At 42.5% G+C, this 23,521-nt stretch carries 22 protein-coding genes; 6 read left to right on the top strand and 16 right to left on the bottom strand.

The genetic code is table 11. From position 1 onward, the window contains the following. The 5 genes from RRU94_RS03045 to RRU94_RS03025 are packed head-to-tail and all read left to right on the top strand — an operon-like array spanning position 1 to position 2,959. Positions 1-339, top strand: coding sequence for a Na(+)/H(+) antiporter subunit C (locus tag RRU94_RS03045; protein ID WP_315691762.1), 339 nt, complete (start codon positions 1-3; stop codon positions 337-339). Continuing rightward, positions 332-1,813, top strand: a complete 1,482-nt coding sequence (locus RRU94_RS03040; protein ID WP_315691761.1) for a Na+/H+ antiporter subunit D — start codon at positions 332-334, stop codon at positions 1,811-1,813. The genes RRU94_RS03045 and RRU94_RS03040 overlap by 8 nt, the downstream gene beginning before the upstream one ends. A 30-nt stretch (positions 1,814-1,843) precedes the next feature. Beyond that, complete coding sequence (locus RRU94_RS03035) at positions 1,844-2,329, top strand: Na+/H+ antiporter subunit E (RefSeq protein WP_315691760.1); 486 nt, start codon at positions 1,844-1,846, stop codon at positions 2,327-2,329. Continuing rightward, a complete protein-coding gene (locus tag RRU94_RS03030; RefSeq protein WP_315691759.1) occupies positions 2,326-2,610 on the top strand; it encodes a Na(+)/H(+) antiporter subunit F1 in 285 nt (94 codons plus the stop codon). The genes RRU94_RS03035 and RRU94_RS03030 overlap by 4 nt, the downstream gene beginning before the upstream one ends. Next, positions 2,588-2,959: a Na+/H+ antiporter subunit G gene (locus RRU94_RS03025; protein ID WP_315691758.1), complete on the top strand. Its 372-nt coding sequence runs from the start codon at positions 2,588-2,590 to the stop codon at positions 2,957-2,959. Before RRU94_RS03030 ends, RRU94_RS03025 begins: the two co-directional genes overlap by 23 nt. 161 nt (positions 2,960-3,120) lie before the next feature. Here the strand turns inward: RRU94_RS03025 and RRU94_RS03020 are convergent, their stop codons facing one another. The 12 genes from RRU94_RS03020 to RRU94_RS02965 form a co-directional block, all read right to left on the bottom strand. Next, positions 3,121-4,119, bottom strand: coding sequence for a carbohydrate kinase family protein (locus RRU94_RS03020; RefSeq protein ID WP_315691757.1), 999 nt, complete (start codon positions 4,117-4,119; stop codon positions 3,121-3,123). A 15-nt stretch (positions 4,120-4,134) separates the two neighbouring features. Beyond that, positions 4,135-5,121: a LacI family DNA-binding transcriptional regulator gene (locus RRU94_RS03015; RefSeq protein ID WP_315691756.1), complete on the bottom strand. Its 987-nt coding sequence runs from the start codon at positions 5,119-5,121 to the stop codon at positions 4,135-4,137. A gap of 72 nt (positions 5,122-5,193) precedes the next feature. Further along, entirely contained in the window at positions 5,194-6,813 is a 1,620-nt protein-coding gene (locus tag RRU94_RS03010; RefSeq protein ID WP_315691755.1) for an ABC transporter substrate-binding protein, read from the bottom strand. Between the two features lie 17 nt (positions 6,814-6,830). Beyond that, a complete protein-coding gene (locus tag RRU94_RS03005; protein WP_315691754.1) occupies positions 6,831-7,712 on the bottom strand; it encodes a carbohydrate ABC transporter permease in 882 nt (293 codons plus the stop codon). A 13-nt stretch (positions 7,713-7,725) separates the two neighbouring features. Then, the gene (locus RRU94_RS03000; protein ID WP_315691929.1) at positions 7,726-8,619 is read right to left on the bottom strand and encodes an ABC transporter permease; all 894 of its coding nucleotides are present in this window, start codon (positions 8,617-8,619) and stop codon (positions 7,726-7,728) included. A gap of 150 nt (positions 8,620-8,769) precedes the next feature. Further along, positions 8,770-10,263: a glycoside hydrolase family 32 protein gene (locus RRU94_RS02995; protein WP_315691753.1), complete on the bottom strand. Its 1,494-nt coding sequence runs from the start codon at positions 10,261-10,263 to the stop codon at positions 8,770-8,772. A 269-nt stretch (positions 10,264-10,532) separates the two neighbouring features. Further along, on the bottom strand, positions 10,533-11,507 hold the full coding sequence (locus RRU94_RS02990; RefSeq protein ID WP_315691752.1) for a LacI family DNA-binding transcriptional regulator: 975 nt from the start codon (positions 11,505-11,507) through the stop codon (positions 10,533-10,535). A gap of 160 nt (positions 11,508-11,667) precedes the next feature. After that, on the bottom strand, positions 11,668-13,026 hold the full coding sequence (locus RRU94_RS02985) for a GntT/GntP/DsdX family permease (protein ID WP_315691751.1): 1,359 nt from the start codon (positions 13,024-13,026) through the stop codon (positions 11,668-11,670). Between the two features lie 110 nt (positions 13,027-13,136). Continuing rightward, positions 13,137-14,576, bottom strand: coding sequence for a four-carbon acid sugar kinase family protein (locus RRU94_RS02980; RefSeq protein WP_315691750.1), 1,440 nt, complete (start codon positions 14,574-14,576; stop codon positions 13,137-13,139). A gap of 6 nt (positions 14,577-14,582) precedes the next feature. Then, positions 14,583-15,473, bottom strand: a complete 891-nt coding sequence (gene garR, locus RRU94_RS02975) for a 2-hydroxy-3-oxopropionate reductase (protein ID WP_315691749.1) — start codon at positions 15,471-15,473, stop codon at positions 14,583-14,585. A gap of 226 nt (positions 15,474-15,699) precedes the next feature. Beyond that, positions 15,700-16,311 (bottom strand): GntR family transcriptional regulator, encoded by a 612-nt coding sequence (locus RRU94_RS02970; protein ID WP_315691748.1) that lies wholly within the window; start codon positions 16,309-16,311, stop codon positions 15,700-15,702. Positions 16,312-16,476: 165 nt separating this feature from the next. Continuing rightward, a complete protein-coding gene (locus tag RRU94_RS02965; RefSeq protein ID WP_315691747.1) occupies positions 16,477-18,204 on the bottom strand; it encodes a methyl-accepting chemotaxis protein in 1,728 nt (575 codons plus the stop codon). A gap of 455 nt (positions 18,205-18,659) precedes the next feature. Here RRU94_RS02965 and RRU94_RS02960 point away from each other — a divergent pair, with 455 nt between their 5' ends. After that, positions 18,660-19,346, top strand: coding sequence for a C40 family peptidase (locus RRU94_RS02960; RefSeq protein WP_315691746.1), 687 nt, complete (start codon positions 18,660-18,662; stop codon positions 19,344-19,346). A gap of 274 nt (positions 19,347-19,620) precedes the next feature. Here the strand turns inward: RRU94_RS02960 and RRU94_RS02955 are convergent, their stop codons facing one another. The 4 genes from RRU94_RS02955 to RRU94_RS02940 all read right to left on the bottom strand — a co-directional run bounded on the left by RRU94_RS02955 (position 19,621) and on the right by RRU94_RS02940 (position 23,452). Then, positions 19,621-19,842 carry a hypothetical protein gene (locus RRU94_RS02955; RefSeq protein ID WP_315691745.1) on the bottom strand — a complete coding sequence of 74 codons (222 nt, stop codon included), beginning with the start codon at positions 19,840-19,842 and terminating at the stop codon, positions 19,621-19,623. A gap of 1,260 nt (positions 19,843-21,102) precedes the next feature. After that, positions 21,103-22,176 (bottom strand): tartrate dehydrogenase, encoded by a 1,074-nt coding sequence (locus RRU94_RS02950; RefSeq protein WP_315691744.1) that lies wholly within the window; start codon positions 22,174-22,176, stop codon positions 21,103-21,105. 177 nt (positions 22,177-22,353) lie between these two features. Beyond that, entirely contained in the window at positions 22,354-23,016 is a 663-nt protein-coding gene (locus RRU94_RS02945; protein WP_315691743.1) for a GntR family transcriptional regulator, read from the bottom strand. 22 nt (positions 23,017-23,038) lie between these two features. Beyond that, positions 23,039-23,452 carry a GNAT family N-acetyltransferase gene (locus tag RRU94_RS02940; RefSeq protein ID WP_410492957.1) on the bottom strand — a complete coding sequence of 138 codons (414 nt, stop codon included), beginning with the start codon at positions 23,450-23,452 and terminating at the stop codon, positions 23,039-23,041. Positions 23,453-23,521 lie beyond the last annotated feature (69 nt).

Raw genomic sequence — 23,521 nt, 5'->3', positions numbered from 1 at the left:
ATGGAAATCATGATTATTCTTTTAGTTGGCGTTCTTGTTTCAACAGCCACCTATCTGCTGCTTTCTAAAAATATGATTCGAATTGTGCTTGGCACTGCCATTTTATCACACGCTATTCATCTGCTGCTCATGACAATGGGCGGACTGAAAAAAGGCAGCGTTCCTATTTTAGGCGGCCAGGCTGATACCTACACAGATGCCCTGCCTCAGGCATTGATCTTAACAGCCATTGTCATCAGTTTTGCTGTGACTGCTTTTTTTCTCGTTCTTGTATATCGTACGTATCAAACGACAGGTGTCGATAATCTGTACGATCTGAAAGGACCTCACGATGAATAACATATTGGTTTTCCCGATGATTGTGCCAATTTTAGCGGCCATGCTGCTTCTTTTCTTTCGATCAAACCGTGCCATTCAGCGCTGGGGCAGCGTCGGAGCCATGACGGCCGTGTTTTTGATCAGTATATGGATTCTGCAGCAGGTGATGCGCCGCGGTATCCTCCGGCTCGACTTTGGTGAATGGCTGCCTCCGTTTGGGATTACTTTTGTAGCGGATGTATTTGCGATGCTGCTTGTAACGGTTTCTTCTCTTGTCACCGTTCTTTGTTTAGTGTATGCCGCTTTTGCGAAAGATGAAAAACGCGAATCTTTCTTTCTATATCCTTTTTCCCTGTTGCTCGCCGCTGGCGTAAACGGCTCGTTTTTAACGGGAGACTTGTTTAATTTGTTTGTCTGCTTTGAAGTCATGCTGCTCGCTTCTTACGCCCTGATGACACTCGGCGGAGAAAAAAAGCAGCTAACCGAAGGCATTAAATATATGCTGATTAACATTTTGTCATCCTGGCTGTTTCTTCTCGGGATCGCGTATCTTTATGGAACACTGGGAACTTTAAATATGGCTCATTTATCTCTGCGGATCGCAGAGGCTGGACAGCCGCCTCTTTTAACCACGATCAGTATGCTGTTTTTAGTAGTCTTCTCCTTAAAAGCCGGACTCGTTCTTTATTTCTGGCTTCCGGGCTCCTACAGCGCGCTGCCGGCAGCCATCTCCGCCCTGTTTGCCGCTCTTTTAACGAAAGTAGGCGTTTATGCGCTGTTCCGGACCTTTACCCTGCTGTTTTACCATGAGCCTTCTTTTACGCATACGGTCATCGGATATATGGCGGCTGCGACTATGATTGGCGGCAGTATCGGAGCACTTGCCCATCGGGATGTAAGGAAAATTGCTTCTTATAATGTTGTCATTGCAATCGGCTTTATCCTGGTCGGTCTTGCTTCTTACAATGAAGCAGGGATTCAAGGCTCTATTTATTACTTGATTCATGACATTGTTATAAAAGGCCTGCTGTTTCTGCTTGTTGGGACGATTATTCATTTAACCGGTAAAGCCCGGTTTGATGAGGAAAGCGGCTTGATCACCAACTATCCGCTGTTTGGCTGGCTTTTCTTTATTATGATTCTCTCGCTCGGCGGCATTCCTCCGTTCAGTGGATTTGCAGGCAAGCTGTTCATTGGAGAAGGAGCCGTTGGTGCAGGGCATTACGGATTAACGGCTGTTGCGTTTCTATCGAGCCTGTTTGTCCTGTACTCCCTTTTACGGGTGTTTCTCATTATGTTTTGGGGAGAGTCGACCATTACGTCGAAAAATCAAGTGCCTTTATCGAAAGGAATGCTTGCATCCCTTTTGGCTTTAGGGATTCTCACGACCGTGCTTGGGCTTGGAATGGATGTTCTCTCTCCTTATATTTCAGAAGCCGCTGATGTATTGGTGAATCCAGACTTGTATATTGAAGGAGCCATGCAAAATGATTAATACTGGCGCTTGTCAAGGAGGTGCAGTCTCGTGCCGGTTCAATTTCTATTAAATATATTAATCGCCGTTTTATGGGTGATGTTAAAAGATGAAGACAGCTTTGAGCTCGATACGTTTGCCGGCGGTTTTCTGCTTGGCATTGTGATTATTTTTTTGATGCACCGATTTTTCGGTACTCCTTTTTACTTGAAACGTGTCTACTCCATGCTGAAACTGTTTCTTATTTTCAATTATGAGCTCTGGACATCCAGCCTTATCATTATGAAGCAAATTTTAATTCCGGGTGTAATTTTTGAGCCCGGTACGTTCTCGTATCAAACAAAGCTTAAAAGTGAATGGGAAATAACCGCTCTTGCGCTTCTGCTTATGCTGACGCCCGGCTCCACCGTTCTGCGCATTTCGCCTGAGGGAAATGAGTTTTTTATCCATGCAATGGACATGAAGAAAACGAAGCCGATGGTTTTACAATCCATTCAAACGTACGAAAAAATTATTTTGGAGGTGACCCGGCCATGATCTATTCTATTTTCACTGCCGCGGTTGTGCTTTTCAGCCTGGCGATCGGCCTTTGTCTTCTTCGTATCCTTAAAGGGCCTACACTGCCGGATCGAGTCGTCGCATTTGATGTGATCGGCGTTAATTTGATGTCAATGGTAGCTATTCTTAGTGCCCTGCTTCAAACGAAAGCCTATTTAGAAGTGATTTTAATTATTGCGATCCTTGCCTTTATCAGCACAGTCGCTTTTTCAAAATACATGGAAAGAGGGATCATCATTGACAGAAAACCAAATCGTTGAGCTGGCTGCAGCGTTGATGGTTCTGCTTGGCGGCATTATCGCCCTGATCAGCGCTTATGGCGTTTTAACTCTTCCTGATGTATACACACGCTCACATGCCGGAACCAAAAGCTCTACACTCGCTGTTTTGCTGGCGCTGACCGGCGTATTTATTTATTTCTGGTCGACAGAGCATTACATTAGTATTCGTCTTGTTCTGGGCATTGTGTTTTTATATTTAACTGCACCGGTAGCTGGACATCTGATTTGCCGGGCTGCTTATAATTCAGAAGCAAAAATGGTAGAGGAGCCGGTGGAAAGCAGCTTGAAAAACATAACCGAGACAGATCATGAAAAACCTGTCCCTTAAGAAAAAGACTGCTCACACATGTATTTATGTAGATGTGTGAGCAGTCTTTTTTGTTATTCTATTCATCTCTGGCATTCCCTTTTTTCTTTTATATCATGTCCTCAAGAGATCTATTGCCATCCTCTGATGCAATCAAAGCAATAGCGTAAATATATTCACGGTCACTCCATAAAAATATTTTTATTACGCTGTGCAGCAGCCCAGTTCAATACATACTTTTTTTCAAGTGCTGCGCAAATCGCCCCTTTGACAGCAGCAGTCAGTGCACCGCTTGCATTCGCAAAAGAAAGAAGAGATTCGTGATGAATGTTGATGGTTTCAGCGAGCCCCTTACTATGGACGTTCAGCTCCAAAAGTTTTGATAAAAAGCCTCCAACAAATGCATCGCCAGCGCCCGTTGTATCCATAACTGTCACTTTAAAACCTGGATCATGAAATTGCTGGCCGCTTTTCAAAAAAAGAGAGGCGCCACTTTTACCTTTTGTGAAAATGACCGCTTTTACATTTCCGGTGAACAAAGAAGCAATGGCTCTTTCTTCTTCCTCAATACCCGTAATAAAAAAAAGTTCTTCATCTGAAATTTTCAGCAAGTCCGCCATCGGTATAAATGCTCTGATCGCTTCGCGGCAGCTTGTTTCATCCGGCCAAAGAGGCAGGCGTACATTCGGATCAAAACTGATGATCCCCCCCTTTTTACGGCAGCCGTTGATCGCTTTTTTGTGTGCTGACCGAATCTCATCATGAGTTAAATTCACCGAGCAAAAGTGAAGTACATCTCCTGACTGAAACCAGCTTTCCTCTATCTCTTCTTTCTCAAGCAGCAAATCTGCCGCGTTTTCCCTACAAAAAGTAAAACTTCTTTCACCTGTTTTATCCACTGAAACGAATGCCAGCCCTGTTTCTCCTTCGTCACTGCGCACGATGTGTGACGTGTCGACATGATATTCTTCGAGGATATCCATAAGATGATCTCCAAAATGGTCATTTGCGATTTTTGTGATGATGGCTGCTTCCCCGCCGTATTTTGCGACGGCAATCGCTACATTCATCGGAGCGCCGCCGGCTACTCTCTCAAAACAAGCTGCATCTTTTAAAGATATGTTTTTTTGAACCGGAATAAAGTCAATTAATGCTTCTCCTATACAAAATACTTTTCCCATTTTGCACCTCTCTTTTTATGTTGTTTTTCCTTCAATCAGCTTCACCGGAAAAACAAATTCTTTTGTACCGGCCAGGTTATACTGTCCTTCGATTTCCTGGATGAGTGTATGAACCGCTTTTTGGGCCATTGCATGGAGCGGCTGCTGAATAGTTGTAAGTTCGGGCAGGATGGTCCGCATGCTTTCTGTACCATCATATCCGATGATTTTTAATCGTTCCGGCACGGAAATCTTTCTTCGTTTTGCTTCTGTTAATACACGGGCAGCAAGGTGGTCATCACTTGCGAAAATCCCATCAACCTCAGGATTTTCATCGAAGAGGCGCTTGATCAGCAATTGAACTTGCTCTTCGCTGGACCTTGCCAGTATTTCATACGTCAAGTGAGGCATGCCCGCTTTTTTTAACACATCTTCATAGGCATCCCTGCGTTTGTTAGCCGGTGTTTCTAATTCCCTGGGGCCATTTATATGAATAATAGATGTACAGCTTTTTTGAACAAGCAATTCTGTTGCCAGCCGGCCGCCTTGATAATTATCACTGGAAACGACTGGAATGCTTTTGGATAAGTAGCGGTCAATGCCTACAACCGGCAAGTTGGATCGCTGATAATCTTTAATCCCTCGATTGTGTGCCCCGCTAATAATGCCATCCACTTGATTCCGAAGCAGCATGTCGACATATAATTCTTCTTTTTTCGGATGGTTAGAACTGTTGCATAAAAGAACCTTATACCCTAACTCAAAACAAATATTTTCCATGAGCGCGATCAGTTCCCCATAAAATGCATTCGCCGTTGAAGGAAAAACAAATCCAATCAGATTGGTTTTTTTTGTATAAAGCGATCGGGCAAGGTCATTCGGTATATAGTTTAATTCCATCACGGCCTCTCCCACTTTTAAACGAGTTTGTTCACTCAAGTACCCCCGGTTGTTTAGTACCCTGGATACCGTTGCAGGGGAGACGCCGGCCCGCTCGGCAACATCTTTTATTTTCGGCTTCACGATGATCCCCCTTTTCTTTAAACAAAAAAGGAAACGAGCTTTTTAGACCCGTTCCTTTTTTGCATTTTTGCTTTACTCTGCACTTGCTGCATTTCGGTCATAGCCATCCTGCTTGATGCTAAGCCATGTTTTTAAGCCAAGGCGGTCAAGCTCCGCTAAATAGTCCTGCCATTCTTCTTCTACTTTTCCTGTTTTAATCCATTCCGCGCGCTTCCTGTGCACGTAAGCAAACAAGTCTGCTTCAATTTTTGACAGCTTTTCTAATTCTTCTAATGAGAAGAACACTTTCGGGTAAATGTTGTCTGCTTTCATATGCGGCACCATAACATTTTTCATCAGCCCAAGTCGCCACGCTGCATCATCTGGTTGTGTTGTGAACTTGCCGTAATATTCATCGAGAATTGCCAGTGGGCCGCCGATATTTGTTTTTTGTCTTAACTCTGCCGGTGCTGCGCCTTCAAGCGGAAGATGCTTGAGCATATTTTTTTCTTCATCATATTCAAAAATATTTTGCTGTTTGTTATCCCCGTATGTGCCCCAGTTGTTTTGAACAGACTGAATCGGATCGTACAATTGGTCAATCCACTTCGCTGTCAGCTCTACATTTTGGTTTGCGCTTGTAATGACCATCCGGCCGCGGTCAAATCCCATTCCATTCGTACGGGCCACGTTGATTTCACCGCTTGGTCCTGCGAGCGGATTCATTAGCTCGTATTTTTCATTCATGCCGGTAATATTCGCTTTATCCCAAGTGAAATAAAGACCATACCGCTCATCTTTTCCTTTAGATAAATACGTGTTAAAGTCCTGTTCAAATGCTTCCTCATCAATTAATCCTTCTTTGTACAGCTCATTAAAGTACTTCATGGCTTCTTTGTAACCGTCCTGATTCGCTGTAAAAGTCACTTTTCCGTCATTGGTTACAACGGTATGATCCCAGTTGTCCCCGAGTCCGAATGCCCCGAATAAAAAAGCTAAATCTTCTCCTCCTTTATTAATAATAAAAGACATTGGAATTTCATCTGCCTTGCCATTTCCGTTTGGATCCTGTGTTTTAAATGCGATTAATACTTTTTTTAGTTCTTCTGTTGTTTTTGGCATGTCCAGCCCCAGATTATTCAGCCATTCCTGATTAATCCATGGAAAAGTATCAACAGAGTGAATACTTTCCTTGCCGGAGCCAAGCTCTTCAATCCATGGGAACGAATAAATATGGCCGTCTGGTGCCGTAATCATAGCCCGGTATTCCGGTGCCTGCTCAAGTACTTTTTTGAGGTTTGGCATATGCTCTTCAATCAAATCCTCAACTGGGATGATCGCCTCATCATCTGCCAGCTGCAGCAACTCATAATCGCTGTAGGATGCATCCATAATAGCATCCGGCAGGTCACCGCTCGCCATTGCCAGGTTCCGCTTTTCGATAAAGGAATCAGACGTATAGTTTTTCCAATCAATGTGCACGCCTGTTTTTTCTTCAAGGCGCTGATAAATCAATTTTTCGTTTGGATCCTCCGGCGCCAGAGGAGAGCTTTGCGTCATAAATTTTAAGGTTGCTTTTTCTTTTAACGGAAATTCAATATTTTCAAGGTTCAAAGCCTCAGTTGAGCTGCTTGAACTTCCCCCATTTCCGCAGGCTGAGAGTAGTACTGCGGAGATCGATAGCGCTGACATTACCTTGTATACTTTTTTCATTCCAATCCCTCACTTTTTTATTTAATAGAACCAACCATGGCTCCTTTTTCAAAATACTTTTGGAAGAACGGGTACATAATAAGCAGCGGCAGGCTTGAAATAATAATCGATGAATACTTAATCATCTCTGATACTTTTTTCAGTTCAGCCATGGCCAGTTGGTCACTGATCATGCCCGGCTGTACTTCGTTTTGGATCAGGATGGAACGAAGAACGAGCTGCAGCGGATGCATCGACGGATCTTCTAAATAAATCATCGCATCGAAGTAAGAATTCCACTGTGCGACAAAAGCGTATAGGGCAAGAACGAGAATAATAGGCTTAGACAACGGCACAACGATTTTAAAGAAAATGTGCAGGTCCGAAGCACCATCGATCCGGGCTGCTTCGAACAGCTCTTTTGGAATCGCTTTAAAATATGTTCTGGCCAAAATAATATTAAATACACTGACGGCGCCCGGAAGAACAATCGCCCAAATGGTGTTCAGCATGCCAAGATCTTTAATAACGAGGTAGGTTGGAATCAGCCCGCCATTAAAAAACATGGTAATAATAAAGAACACCATGAAGATCTGCTTTCCTTTAAAGCCATCAATCGCCAGTGGATATGCGGCCAAAACCGATGTCAAAACGGTCACAAGTGCAAATAAGCCGGAGTAAAGAAATGCGTTAAAAAATCCCCGCACAATGGCGTCATTTTGGAAAATTCGTCTATACCCTTCCAGTGTCCAATCAGAGGTACTCAATGCCAGCCCTTTTTGAAGCAGCACGTTTGGGTCTAAAAACGACGCCAGCAAAATATAAGCAAGTGGAATTAAAATAATAAGCGTAAATAATACAAGCATCACTTTATTGGCCAGCAGCAGCGCCCGGTCGGACTTGGTGTATTGGAAATTCACACTGACTCCTCCTTTAGTAGAGACCTTCGCCTTCATTAAGCCGTTTCACGACAAAGTTCACAAATACAAGCAAAATTAAGTTAATCACCGAGTTAAACAGGCCAATAGCGGTTGAATATGCATAGTCACCAGCCTGCAGGCCTACTTTGTACACGTACGTCGGCAAAATTTCAGATGTTGGAATATTCATATCTGTCTGCATTAGATACGCTTTTTCAAATCCAATCCCCATGATGCCCCCGGCAGCTAATATAAATAAAACGGCCATAACGGGTTTCAGGGCTGGAAGATCAATATGCCAGATTCGCTGCAGAAGCGATGCTCCGTCAATGGTCGCCGCATCATGAAGCTGCGGATCTACATTGGCGAGTGCTGCTACGTAAATAATCGATGACCAGCCGGCCGCCTGCCAGATGCCGGACAAAATATAAACAGAACGGAAATACTCAGGCTCTGTCATAAAGGAAACCGGCTTATCCATAATCAGTGTGATAAGTGTATTCACCATGCCGTTTGGCGATAAAAAGATAAAAAGCATCCCGGTAATGACAACAACTGAAATAAAGTTAGGTGCGTATAAAATAAGCTGAAGGTTTTTCTTTACTCGCTGGCGCCTGATTTGATTCAGCATAAGTGCCAATAAAATAGGTACTGGAAATCCCAATACAAGGCCATAAAAGCTAAGCTTTAATGTATTCATAAAAATGTCATAAAAGTTTGGTGATGTGAGAAAGCTTTGAAAGTGTTCGAGCCCGACCCATTCACTCCCCCAGATTCCTTTTACCGGGCTGAAATCCTTAAAAGCGATAATGGCTCCATACATCGGTACATATTTAAAAATGATCGTTAATAGCACGGCCGGCAGCAAAAACAAGTAAAGCAGATAGTTTTGCATAATATATTGCATCACTTTATGACGCTCTTTTTTAGCCGTCTTCTCCAGCACAGACGTATTTTCCACCTTTCTCCCTCCTCTATTTGTTCAACTCGTTCCTTCCGTCATTGCTTGGTATGTCAACCGGTTTCACAATTAGGTTAAAAAATCATTTGCTCATTTTTATTTCCAGATTGTTTGTAACGGATGAACGATGAGCGAGACAAGTGTCACTTTTCCGTCCTCTATGAATAACTCGACAGTACGACTGTCGCTGTCTGGAAAAATCAAATCAGTCATAGCTATTTCGCCGTCGTTCGCAAATACTTCCACCGATGACCAGTCAACAAAAATCCGTAGCTTTATTTTTCCTTCTTTAGGTGAAAGTACAGCTTGATGTTTGGCGGCGAAGCCTTCATGAAAATCAACCTGTCCGGAAGCCGTCCGATCCATAAATAACTGTTCACTTTTCACATCATATCCAACAATCGTTTTTTCCGTAGAGGAAGTGCATAATGAAAAGCCAAATACGGAGGTATCACCTATTTGAAACTCTGCTTCCAGCTCATAGGTATTTGTCTCTGGCATATACACCGCTTCTGTTTGATCGACATCTTCATTTTCTTTTAATAAAATACTCTGTGACCGGAGCGCTTTTAATTCCTCCACCGGCGATTGAACGAGCCGTATTCCCTGCTCGCTTGATGCAAGCGACAATGTCCGCGGGAGTGTCATAGCTCCCCGCCACTTTGTAGACGGTGTCAGGTTCGCGTATTTCCAATTGCTCATCCAGCCGATATACACTCTTCTGCTGTCTGAATGCGGAATATCCGACCAGCTGACACCCGCATAGTTATCTCTGCCATAATCAAGCCAAAGGGTTGTCCCTTCTGAATGTTCATTACTGAATGCGGTTCCATTAAATTCACCAATAAAGTATTGTGTTCTCGATCCTTCCGCCAAATGAGGATGATCGCCTACGCTGACAAGCAGCACCCATTTGCTTGCTGATGGATCTCCGTCAACCGGAAGCTCGAATAAATCCGGGCATTCCCATACGCCTTCATGAAACCCCTGATTTTCACCAAACTCACTCGCAAATGTCCATTCTTTTAAATTGGGTGATGTATAGATGCTGATGGTTTGTCCCGTTGCCAGTACCATCACCCAGCGATTCGTTTCAGTATGCCAGAACACTTTTGGGTCCCGGAAATCCGGTTTTGATTCATCACTTAAAACAGGATTTCCTTCATACAGCTGCCACGTTCTTCCGTTGTCTTTGCTGTAAGCAATGCTCTGTACTTGCCTTGGACGATCCGAATCCGGGTATGTGCCTGCATGTGTGAAAATGGCCACCAGCCCGCTTTCACCATCGAAAAAGCCAGTTGTATCCTGCCAATCAACAACTGCGCTGCCAGAGAAAATGGCTCCGATCGAATCCGGCTCCAGCGCTACAGGCAGATGCTCCCAGGATACAAGATCACTTGAAACCGCATGCCCCCAGTGCATTGGCCCCCATGTCGTTCCATGCGGGTGATATTGATAAAATAAGTGATACTCTCCGTTGTAATAAACCATTCCATTCGGATCATTCAGCCAGTTTGACTCCGGCGAATAATGAAATTGTGGACGATAGGGTTCCGTATAATAAACATCTTTTATGGGTATTTGTGTCATGGGCTTATTTCCTTTCTGTCAGTTATTAAAGCGCTTTCTATAAATTGAATTGTATGTCATCCGGTTTCATATGTCAACCGGATGACAGAAAATTTTTTTGGCTTTCTGGTCTGCTTATCTGACTGATGAAAAACCGACTATGTATGCTTCTAACAGCTTTTGAAAACATAAAAGAACTGTCTCTCGTTTGAGGCAGTTCTTTTTTTGTATAAACCGTATTTTCAACGTATGCTCCGCTGTCTTTGAAACTACGAAACGTTTTTTTGCTTCTAAGTGCTGGCCCCTTCAATAAGCTGAACCGGAAAGACGTATTCTTTTTCGGTCTCTTTTTTAAGCGTTCCTTCAATCTCTTCTATTAAGAGAGCAACTGCTTTGTCTGCTATCGACACAATCGGCTGTTGGATTGTCGTTAATTCCGGAAAGATATCTCTAACAAAGCTTGTGCCGTCATATCCGACAACTTTTAACTGCTCCGGTACGCTTTTATTTCTTCGCCTGGCTTCCGCTATAACCCGTGAAGCAAGATAATCATCACTTGCAAAAATGCCGTCTACATCCGGCTCTTCATCAAAGAGGCTGTTTATGATTTTTTCCGCAGGACCCATTACTGGTATTTCATATGTTTTATATTCCATCCCGTTTTCTTTCATCACATCTTCATATGCATCTCTGCGTTTATTCGCAGGACTCGCCATTTCCCTTGAACCATTAATATGAATAATCCGCTTACATTTTTTTTGAACGAGGAGCTCACTTGCCAAACGGCCGCCTTGATAGTTGTCGCTTGATACAACCGGAATCGTTTCAGATAAATAACGGTCAATCGCAATAATAGGAAGAGAATGCTGATACGCTTTAATCCCCAGGTTATGGGCCCCGCTAATAATACCGTCCACTTGATTGCGAAGCAGCATTTCTACATACTGCTCTTCCTTTTCCGGCTGGTTTGAGCTGTTGCAAAGAAGCACTTTATATCCTCGTTCAAAGCAAGCGTTTTCCATATGAAAAATAAGCTCTCCATAGAATGGGTTTGAGGTTGTTGGAAAAATAAAACCAATCAGGTTGGTACGCTGTGTAAAAAGAGAGCGGGCTAAATCATTCGGAACGTAATTTAATTCTTTCATTGCCTCCGCTACCTTCTTGCGTACCTCCTGGCTTAAATAACCTCGATTATTGAGAACCCGCGATACCGTTGTAGGCGATACACCGGCTAACTTTGCTACATCTTTTATTTTCGGCTTCACTGATTACACGTCCTTAAATCACTATCTTTTTTTGTATTGTCTCATTGAAAGGACACAGCAGGCAAGAGTTACACGTTATAAAAGAAAAGAGGCGGAAAAGCTATGCAAGCAGCTCTTCCGCCTCTTTCTACGGTCTTCTCCATCCTTTATTAACGGAACATTAAATAAATAAATCGACGATTAATACCATTCCAAAAGCGACAAAAGCCAAAATCGTTTCCATAACCGTCCATGTTTTAAGTGTCTGGGTCACTGACATATTGAAAAACTCTTTAATCAGCCAGAAACCAGAATCATTTACATGCGACAGCATAATGGAACCTGCTCCTGTAGCGAGAACAAGCAGTTCCGGGCTGACTCCCGGCGTCATAGCTGCAATCGGTGCAACAATTCCAGCAGCCGTCGTCATGGCAACCGTGGCAGAACCGACGGCTGCGCGGATCAGGCCGGCAATCATAAATGCCAGCACAATCGGTGAAAGGTGGGCCGCAGTAGCCAGCTCCGCAATCGCATCACCGACACCGCTCGCCGTTAATACTTTGTTGAAGCCGCCGCCTGCTCCGATCAACAGAATGATCGATGCAACCGGGCCGAGGCAGTCATTTGTAAAAGTTAAAATGTCTTTACCATTAAAGCCGCGGGCAAACCCGAATGAATAAAAAGCGAATAAAAGCGATAGCAACAAAGCGACAACAGGGCTTCCAATAAAGTCAACGACCTGACGGAATGAACTTTCAGGCGGATAGCGTAAATCGACAATCGTTGCAACCAGCATTAAAATAACCGGCAGCAAGATCGTGAAAATTGTAATGCCGAAGCCTGGCAGATCCTTATGCTTAGATTCTGTCAGCTGCTCGACAAGCTCTCCTGTTGGCTCTACTTTAATTTTTTTCGCAATATAAGATCCGTAAATTGGACCTGCAACTGCTGCAGCCGGCAGAGCAACAAGCAGAGAAAGGAAAATGGTTTTCCCTAGGTTTGCTTCAAAAATACCGACCGCAAGCATCGCTGCCGGATGCGGCGGAACAAGACTATGCACGACTGCAAGCCCGGCAACAAGTGATAAACCAATTTTCAAAAGCGGTGTGCCCGTATGTTTCGCAATCACAAAAACAAGTGGAATTAATAGAACAACACCAACCTGGAAAAAGACCGGAATGCCGCAGATAAGCGCTACAACCATCATAGCCCAGTGTACATTTTTTTCTCCGAATACATTCACAAGCGTCCGGGCAACACGCTCGGCCCCGCCCGATTCCGCCATCATCTTTCCAAGCATCGTACCGAGCCCAAGAACAATCGCAATAAAGCCTAAAACACCGGCAACTCCTTCTTGAAAGGCTGTTAAAATATCCGGCAGTTTCATACCTGAAATTAAGCCCATAAATAAAGCAGCCATAATAAGTGCCACAAACGGATTCACATTAAATTTTGCGATCAGAACAATCAACCCTACAATTGAAATAATCGCGAATAAGAGCAAACTGACATTATGGCTTAAGCCAAAAATCGAATCCATGTTTTTTCCTCCTTCACCCTTCTCTTGATGTTTCGGCAAGTAAATACATTCACTTACCAGCCTGGCTGTATTCGCTTACAATAAGTGTAAGCGGCAGGTGCCGCACCCTCTTATTGGTGCAGCAGTTCTGCTACTTCTTTTAGCGTGGTTTTTGTTCCTACATTCCCAGGGAAAATGACATATGCCATTCCCGGAAACTTGCTTTCATCACCTGTCCACCAAACCGGGATACCCGGCTTGATCTGTCCCGCTACAACAGCCCGCTTTACACCAAGCCCATTGGTTCCAATATCGCTGGACGTAATGCCTCCTTTGGCAATAAGGAAACGCGGACGGACACTGAGCCGCTTCACGATACTCGTTACAGCATCAGAAATTTGGACGGACAGCTTTAATTCTTCTTCCTGCTTGTTTTCGCCAAGATCCAGCCGTTCCCGTTTTGTGTAAACTGCAACCGTCTGTCCTGCTCGAATGAGACGTTCGCTCGTTTCGATCACCCGCTGAATTTCCGCTTGGAATTCCTCTGGCTGCAAAACAAGATGAACGTTAAATTCAATGAACTCGATAAAATCACATGTTTTAAGCGCTTCAAATTGTTCAGTTGTTTTCTTTACATGAGAGCCAATCATGATCAGCCCGCCATAATTGGATTCTTCTTTTATCAGTTCTTCTTTCGTTAAAAGCCCTCTGTCACTCACACCGCCGATTATTTTCGTCAGCGCCGCAGCACTTCGGAACATAAAATGCTTCCCGGCCTTCATAGCACGAACAAGCGCGATTACCACTACTTTTGCATCTACATAGTCCACCGCATTTACGATAACTTTGTTAAAGTTTTCAACTGTCATCAATTGCTGTACAAGACGGTCAATATGGAGAGCACGAATATCTTCCAAGGACAGGTACACAGCATTTGATGCTTTAAAAACGCCAGCTGATTTTTCTTCTGCCCATTCCCCAACATGGGAGGAGCGGTAGCCAAATGTCCGGTCTTTCGCAAACTCCGTTTCCCCTGCTGGTACCAGCTGATGTTCATCCTGTACATAGTGAATGTTTTCGATGGTAAAACGGCCGCCTTCTTTGAAAAAAGGCATAATTACTTCTCCATCAAACGCTGCGTCTGACTGTGACTCAATAGTGTTTTTTAACACCTCGGTCTCAAGCGGATAATGCCCGCGCAGTGTAGAATCCCCCCGGCTGATGATAATAAACTCTTTCCCAAATTTTTCGGCTGTCTTTTGAACGGTTGTGGCGATTTCTGTATGAGCCTGCTCCGTTTGGGCAGCTGTAAATCCTCTTGAATTCGTTAAGATAAAAAACATTGCATTTTCTTCTGCAAAGCCCGCTTCTATACTTTCAGGCGACCAGTCTGTGTAAACGGAAATGCCGTGGACCGTTTGAACTCCGGTAGGATCATCGTCAAGCACAATAATTTTCCGGCCGAATTCTTTAAGCTCCTTTGCAAGCAGATCATTTACAGTGCTTTGATCTGGAACGTTTGGCAGATGGGCGAATGTATCTTGTGCATTTAAAATGTTTGAATGAGTCATGATACATTACGCCTTTCTTACTTCAACATTTGCTAATTTTTCATAGTACTGAACAATGCCGCCATGGTCGTCGCCTGCTTTTCCATCGACTTTTAGGGCATGGAAAATCTCCAACAGCTGGCTTGATAATGGGAGCGGAACACCAATTTCATGCGCTGTCTCCATTACATTTGTGAGATCTTTTAAGTTGATATCAATCCGGCCGCCTGCTACAAAGTTCCGGTCTAAAATCAATGGCACTTTGGCGTCAAGCACCGCGCTTCCCGCAAGACCGCCCCGGATTGCCTGATACATTTTTTCTACATCAATTCCTGCTTTTGCAGCTAATACAAGTGCTTCCGACATAGCTGCAATGTTTAAATTGACAATAATTTGATTGGCTAGTTTAGCTGTGACACCGCTGCCATTTTTGCCGACCAATGTTACATCTGATCCAACCGCCTGCAGTACATCTTTTACGGATTCGAATGCGCTTTCTTTTCCGCCTGCCATAATAGCCAGTGTGCCATCAATGGCTTTTGGCTCACCGCCGCTGACCGGTGCGTCGATCATGTCTACTCCTTTTTTGGCTGCCTCTTCAGCAATTTCTACTGAAGCTACCGGCGAAATCGAGCTCATATCAATAATAACGGTTCCTTCTGTAGCCGTTTCCAAAATACCGCCTTCACCAAGCACTACTTGTTTAACATGCTGGGAAGCAGGAAGCATCGTAATAATGACGTCACAAGTTTCTCCCATTTCAGCAGGTGCTGCCGCTTTTCCGCCTGCTTCTACAAGTGCTTCCACTGCTTTTGTATTTAAATCGTAAACGCTTACGTTAAAGCCTGCTTTTAATAGATTTAGTGACATTGGTTTTCCCATAATGCCTAAGCCGATAAATCCAATTGTTTTAGTCATATGAAGTCTCTCCTTTTTCTTGATGACTTTATTGTTTTGTAGAACGCTTTCATTACTTTACGACTTTATTGTACACATTTATTTTCATTTTGTATACAAAAATATTAAAAATGTATACATTCATTTTGATCGTTCCTTAAAATACTAAGCTCCCCTTTGGTTGATTTCTTCTAACCTGTAATCAAATATGTAAAAATAAAAAGCAGCTAATCTGCTTAGCTGCTTTTTACATTCTATTCAAACAAAATTCTAAATCCAGCTGTAGATGTTTTTTCATCAATTCTTCTGCCTGGTCACCATCATGCTGCACAATCGCGTTGTAGATTTCTTCATGCTCATCAATTAAAAATGGCCGTTTGTGGTATACAACCGTTTTTCGAAACAAATAAATAATAGACTGCATGCGGTCCAAAATATCTATCATGACTGGATTGTGTGTAGCCTTTACAATAAGCTCATGAAACTCCTTATTGGCGGACATAACCTCTTCTACTGTACCCGTCCGGCCGATATCCACACATTGCTTCAGCTTCTCCAGTGCTTCTTCCGTCATATAACTGGCACAGTGGCGTGCCGCGTACCCTTCAAGCAACATACGCACTTGAAAAATGTGGCGAAGGTCCATATCGCTTGGATTAACCACCCGTTTTTGCTTAATCAGCCCTTCCTGCTCCAGTTTTCGTATAGATTCTCTGACAGGTGTCCGGCTGATGCCCATTTCTTCTGCAAGTCTTTCTTCTACTAGCTTTGTTCCCCGCTCGAGCTCTCCGCTTAAAATTTTATCCCGAACATATTCATATGCCTGCACATAAGCAAGTCCTGATTCCTTTTTTCCCACACTATCGTCTCCTGTAGCTTCTTTCCTTTATTCTAACCGATAATCCAGCAGACGTACACGTGAACCAAAACCAGTAAACATCAAACTTTCAATAAAGTGTATACGAGTATTTTTGTATATTTGTATATGTGTATATATGTATGTGTGTATATCCGTATACTCACATTAGCCAATAGAGTATTGTTCTGTTAACGAATTAAGCTCCCGGCTTAGGTTTGTCATCGCTTCAGCTGAAAGGGCCAGCTGAGCGATAGCTTGACCTTGTTCATCAATAGATGCAGTAATTTCCTCTACTGATGCTGCTGTCTGCTCTGAAACGTAAGACGCTTTTTGGACAGCTTCAGAAATTTCTTTGCTTTGCATCATCACTTTTTGCAATTCGCTGTTTAACAATTGAACCCCCTCGGCTGTCTGAGAGATCACTTCTGAAATGCGGGCAAAGCCTTCTTCCGTTCCTTTTACGGCTGCGTCGAGCTGCTGTGAACGGTCAATGGTTTGGGATACGGCCAGCACCGTTTTTTCTGTTTCTGCTTCAATACCCATAATCATTCCTTGAATCTGCTTGGTGGATTGATTAGACTGTTCGGCCAGCTTTCTTACTTCGCTCGCTACGACCGCAAAACCTTTTCCATGTTCGCCTGCCCTTGCTGCTTCAATGCTTGCATTGAGCGCCAGCAGATTTGTTTCAGCCGCTATGCTTTCAATCGTATCTGTAATACGCGAGATTTCCGTAATTTTCAGATATAAACTGGAAATGTTTTTACTTACTTCATTTGAAGAGGACAAGGACTCTTCGTTCGATTGTTTGAGCTGGCGAACCATTCCCTGACCCTGTGATACGGCTTTTTGCGAGTGTTCTGTCATTTCTTTAATCTGCTCGTTCTGGTTATTTATTGATCGAATCGAATGGTTAAGCTGATTTAAGCTGGAATTTGTCGTATCGAGGTCAGCTGCCTGCTCTACAGTACCCGAAGCAATACTTGTAATCGCTCTTTCCACTTCTTCGCTGCCCGCTGCGGTTTCTTCCGATATAGCAGATACCGAAGCTGAAGCATCAACAACTTGGCTGCTTGTTTCCTGTAGCCGGCCAACCAAATGGCTCAGCTGCTTATTCATTTCATTAAAGGATGTGCCCAGCCGGCCGATTTCATCTTTTGACTCGGGCAGCTTCTGATCATTTAGCTTCTTACTGGAAATAGCCGAAAAAGCAGCCGCAATTTGCTCCAAAAGCTTTATTTTTTTGCGGGATGCCGTGTAAAATACGAGAACGCTGGCGGCTGTCATGCCGATTCCTGCTGCGATCATATACCATTTTAGCTTGACCAGCTCCTGATAAAATTGGTCATCCAGCACAATCATCCCAACCGACCATTGCCATGGTTCAAAGTAAGACATATAGGCTGTTTTCGTTACGGCTGTTCCATCGTCTAACGTATCGGGAAAATATACATATCGTTTTTTTGCCTCCGTCTGTTTTGAAGCTTGAACCATATTTTCCCGGTTAGTCGTATCACTCGGTATATCTCCAACCGGGTTTTTTGGATGAAGTTCGGAAGAAAAGTCCTGCCCATACGCAACAAGATAGCCGTCCTGCTTATAAAGGAAGCTGGACTGTGTGTGATCATATATATCTCCTTTTTTTGGCCCTATCAGGAGAACCCTTGCTCTCTCTTTTGCCTCTTCAAGGCTTAAGGCTCCCGCCTCAACCTGCTCGTTTAACAACGTAAGAGTCACAAGCGAAGTTTCTACAAGATGCTTCATATCTTCTTTCCCTGCTTCGGTCAATTCTTTTTTGGTTAAATAGTAGCTTATACTGCTGACAACAAAAGCAGTGGCAAAAATCATAACCGTAATCAAAAGCATCAACTTTAAGAAAACGCTTTCTTTTCGCACCCTACATCCCCCTTTTATAATGGTTCTTTTTATCTATTCTATAAGAAAAAAAGACAAAAAACTAGATTATGTTCATAAATTCCACAAACTTTTTCGTTAATAACGAAGGTTTATCTATTTTGCTTATTCTTCTTCTCTTCAAAGATCTTCATCCCACCTTCATTCAAACATAAAATGAGAAGAAAATTTTACGAGGTCATTGAGGTCATTGATTCCATATATATCCTATTTATATTTTGATTTTTCTCTTTTCATTAGTATTGCAGTTATCAGATATTTTCATTAAAAAACTTTCCTTTACTCATAAAATTTACCAAAAACATCGATAATCCCCTATTTTTGTTGTAAAAATGAAATATTTCTGCAACTAAGTTGTTATACTTCCAAAATATAATAAAGGTAACAAAATATTAAACTATAAAAAATGAGAAACGGATTCCAGGAGGAAAATAAACTTGAAAAAATTGATAGCGGCATTGACAGTCACTGGCATTTTGCTTAGCGGGCCACTTAACAGTGAAGCAGCGTTAGGCGACCGGACATTAAAAGCAAATATGAAACATCAAGACGTAATCCAATTACAAGGTTTACTCCAGAAGAAAGGTTTCTTTAATTCAAGCCACCGAAATTCTTATTTTGGAAAAAGCACCAAAAGAGCCGTTATGAATTTCCAAAGAAAGAACGGCTTGCGGGCTGACGGAATTGTTGGGGCTAATACATACAAAGCATTAGGTGTAAGCAAAACAACATCATCAAAAGTGAAATCTGCTTCTTATGGCAGTGTTTCAAGCGTGATTAGCGAAGCGAAAAAGCATACGGGTACGCCATATAAATGGGGCGGAACCACTCCAAGCGGCTTTGACTGCAGCGGATTTTTACAATATGCATTCAAAAAGGGCGCAGGTGTCAGCATCCCAAGAACGGTTGCGGAAATCTATAAAACCGGCACAAAAGTATCTTCACTGAAAAAAGGCGATCTTGTGTTTTTTGAAACGTATAAAAAAGGCGCTTCTCATGCCGGTATTTATCTTGGCGGAAATCAATTTATCCATGCTTCTTCTTCAAACGGAGTAAGCATTTCATCGATGAACAATTCTTATTGGTCTAAACGGTACATTGGAGCAAAACGAATTATGAACTAACAAAAAGCACCGCTTTTTCAATGAAAAGGCGGTGCTTTTACGTATACTTTTTGCTGACATAGCTTTTCCGCACTACTTGTTCTTTCAACCATCTAGTTCTCTTTTGCTGTTGTTTCTGCCGCTAGATTTATGCCTGCCACCGAAAAGCAACACAATTTAATTTATTATTGTAGGAATATGGAGAGGAAGCAGTAAAAGGGTTTTATGTTGTGTAAAATACAAAAAAGCCTGCAGTCCTTGCCTGCAGGCTGAAACGTTTTTTGCGTGAATCACTTTATAAAGACGATAGTTCTTTGCGGAGCAGCGATGTGTCTACATCGTCTTCTACTACAATGTGAAGCGGCTTATTAAACGGAAGTGTATAGAAAGCTAGAAGGGTTTTTGCATCAAACAGCTGATTGTCGCTCTGCACCCATATATCGAATGAATGGCTTTGCGCAATTTTATTCAATTTTTGTACATCGTCTTTGTCCCTTAATTGAAAATCGATTAACACCTGAACCGCCTCCTTTTCTATTATTATAGAATACCAGCAGGCGATTGACGATAAAATCTGGTATTCCTAATGGTTCTATGTGAACCTCTCCACCTAAATCAAAGATTTTGATGGAGCATCCCTTATCTTGAATACGGTACAACATCAGCGGGTTAAGCTTCCTTCGGAAGCCCGAGTGCATGATGGAGACTAATGAACGAAGACAAGGTCTGGGATGTCCTTATTGCCAGCTCAGGAACTCTGAACATAATGTTCTCCTGTCATTTTTTCCTCCTTAAAAATCCGCTTTATGTATCCTACAGAAAAAGTGGTATTCATGTAACTTCTATAAACAGTAATTTATTTTACACTTTGGGCTCCCCTTTTTTTCCTTACCCTACAGTACAATTACGGCAACCTACGCCAAAATCATATTCCTTATCATTCTCATACCAGTCATGGTTTTGTTTATTGTCGGGGTTAAGAAGAATCATGCCATTTTTCATCCTGGATGGACTGCCCTGGCTTAAACTTTGTCCGTTTATGTATGACAGCTATTTCGGCAAGTAATTCTTGCTCACTCATCTCTTGGCAAGGTTTTTTAATCAATATGTAAATAAATCCCTTATTTGTGAAAACACCCAATTTAAATTGTATCATACTCTTTTAAAAGATCTGTGATCCTAAAAGATCATTTCTCTCTATCTTTGAGATGTTGAAAAAGCTGAAAGTTTACCGATTCTACGTTATGCTGTATTTTATTGCATAATTGTAAACTCTGCCGCTATAGACACAAGCTCCTTTGTACCTTCGTTCCCTAAAGAATAAAATGTATGTCTCACTCTGTATTTTTCCGCTGTCATTAGCATTTTAAAACGTTCGAATGAAATGGATAGTTTCTCACTTTTCCTTGCTTCGACTATAAGCATATCTGTAAAAAATGATATTTCAAGATTATTACATGAGATATTAAAGCAGGCGGAGAAAATGGGAAAAAATGGGTGTCACACTTCAGGTAGACGAGTTTCTTCTATTATATATAGCTGGCTGTTTCTATGGCAGAACGGATGGCTCGTTTAAGTTGAAGAAGGCCATCCAGCTCGTTGTGAATAAAGGAGAAGGCCCCCCCTGCTTGCTTTTACTTACTTACAATATTTTCACACAAAGAAACACCCCGATCGTTGATTTTTTGTTCAACCATTGGGGTGCCTTTCAGTGCTTTTTCCGTAACCTATTGTGTATGAGGAAAAGGCGTTTAGTTCTTCTCTTTAATAAAGCATCCTATTTTCCTTTTCGGTCAACTTCTTTCAATCGCTTTATCACTTCGGCTGTCACTTCATTTGTGGTACTGCTTCCGCCGATATCTGGCGTTAAGATGCCGTCATTTGTCACGCTTTCTACTACATCCAGTAACACAGCTCCAAGCTCTTCTTCTCCAAAGTGATCCAGCATCAGTTTAGCTGTCCAAATTTGGCCAATCGGGTTGGCCGTTCCCTTTCCAACGATATCAGGTGCCGACCCGTGAACAGGTTCAAACATAGACGGATATTTCCCGTTTACATTAATATTAGCTGCCGGCGCAATGCCAATACTGCCCATAATGGCTGCACCCAAGTCTGTTAAAATATCACCGAATAAATTGCTCGCTACAATCACATCGAAACGCTCAGGACGTGTAACAAAAAAAGCAGACAAAGCATCAATATGCTGGGAATCATGCTGAATATCCGGATAGTCTTTGGCTACCTCTTTAAAAACGCTGTCCCAAAATGGCATAGAGAATGTAATGCCATTTGATTTTGTTGCACTGGTCACATGCTTTTTCCGCTTTGCAGCTAATTCAAATGCGTAGCGCATCGCTTTTTCAGTTGCTTTTCGGGAGAAGACCGCATTTTGAATCGCAATTTCATCTTCACCTCTGTACATATTTCCGCCAACCGAGCTGTATTCGCCTTCACTGTTTTCTCTGACTACAATCAGATCAAAATCTTTTGGGTTTACAAGCGGCGACCGAACACCTTTCATGACTTTTGCAGGGCGTATGTTGATCTGCTGCTCAAATTCACGACGTATTTTAATCAGCAGCCCCCATAGTGATATATGATCCGGAACAAGCTGTAAATTTCCCACCGCTCCTAAAAAAATCGAATCAAAATCTTTTAGTTTGTCCATTCCATCTTCCGGCATCATGTGTCCGTGCTCCAGATAGTATTCACAGCTCCAAGGAAACTCTTCAAATTCAAAAGATAATCCGCCATGAATTTCTGCGATCGTTTTCAACACACCGGTTGCTGCCGGCACTACTTCTTTCCCAATCCCGTCTCCTGGGATACTGGCTATTTTCAGCTTTTTCATGTTTACGCTCCTTTTCACCATTTTATTAAGTATGTATTTGGTCGGCGGTCGACCGTTTATAAAATGATCATATAAAATAACCTATAACAATGCAAGCGTTTTATTTTTAATAAAACAAAAAGCTGCGACTTTCATGGCCGGCAGCTTACCAAACTAGATTTATTTTTGGTTTTCTGTTCATTCTGGCAGCACTTCTTTTAAATGATCCAGATCCAGCTTGAGATGGCTGATCATTTCGTCTGCTGCTTTTTTTCCTTCTCTGTTCTGTATGTAGCCAAAGATTTTACGGTGCTGTTCCAAAATGACCTCAGCCCTGTTTTCTCCTTCAAGATTTAAAATCCGAAAAAAGTGCGTAAGAGATTTTAAACCATCCAGCTGTTTCTGCAGGCGCTTATTTTGTGTGTATGCAATAATCAAATGATGGAACCGCTCATTTAATGTGACGACCACTTCCGCTGATCTTTCATTTTCAATGGCTTCGGCGGTCTCTTGAAGCACTTGGCGGATAGATTGAATTTCTTCCTTTGTTGCCATACTTGTCATTCGTTCAACCGCAAATGATTCCAGAGCCATTCGGCAAAAATAAATTTCTTCTACGTCCTGAATCGTCGGTTCATAAACTTTTACTCTTGATTTTTCATCTGTTACGACTAACCCTTCATTTTCCAGCATTCGGATGGCTTCCCGAATTGGGCTTTTGCTCACTCCAAATTCTTTGGCCAGCTGATTTTCGACAATTCGCTCACCCGGCTTGAATGTTCCCTCAAAAATCATTTTTTTAATTGAATGATAAAACTGTTCATAATACGGGATTGGCTTTTGAATTGAAAAATCGTTCATTTTCTCACTCGTTTCCTATTTGTTAGTAAAAGACCTTTTCCATCACCATGTATTTCTTCTGATCTCGTTGAAAACATTGCCCTGTCTCAACCAGGCCGAACTTCTGGTAAAACGGCGTTTTTTCTTTTCTTGCGTTGCACCATATTCTTTTTACGCCCCGCTTTTGTGCTTCATTTAAAAGAAAATGAAGCAGTTCGCTGCCATACCCTTTTCCCTGCTCTTCCTGGAGGGTCGCAAATTTACGAAACTGCATTTCAGTATCTCTTTCAAATGACGATACAACAGAAACGAGTTTATTACCGCTGTATAGACCGTAGTGAAGACCTTTATCATCGTCTTTTAATTGAATATATTCGAGTTCCCGTTCAGGCCACATCACAACGTGCCTGATTTCCCATGCCTGCTCTTTTGAAATCGCCTGTATCTTCACATTCATACTCCCTGTTCATGACTTCGTTTCATTTATTATGACAATTCATCACATATGGGTCAATCACTGTTCGTT

This window comes from Domibacillus sp. DTU_2020_1001157_1_SI_ALB_TIR_016 (assembly GCF_032341995.1).
In the GTDB taxonomy this organism is placed as follows: Bacteria; Bacillota; Bacilli; order Bacillales; family Domibacillaceae; genus Domibacillus; species Domibacillus indicus_A.
This window is presented reverse-complemented; position numbering and strand designations above follow the sequence as displayed.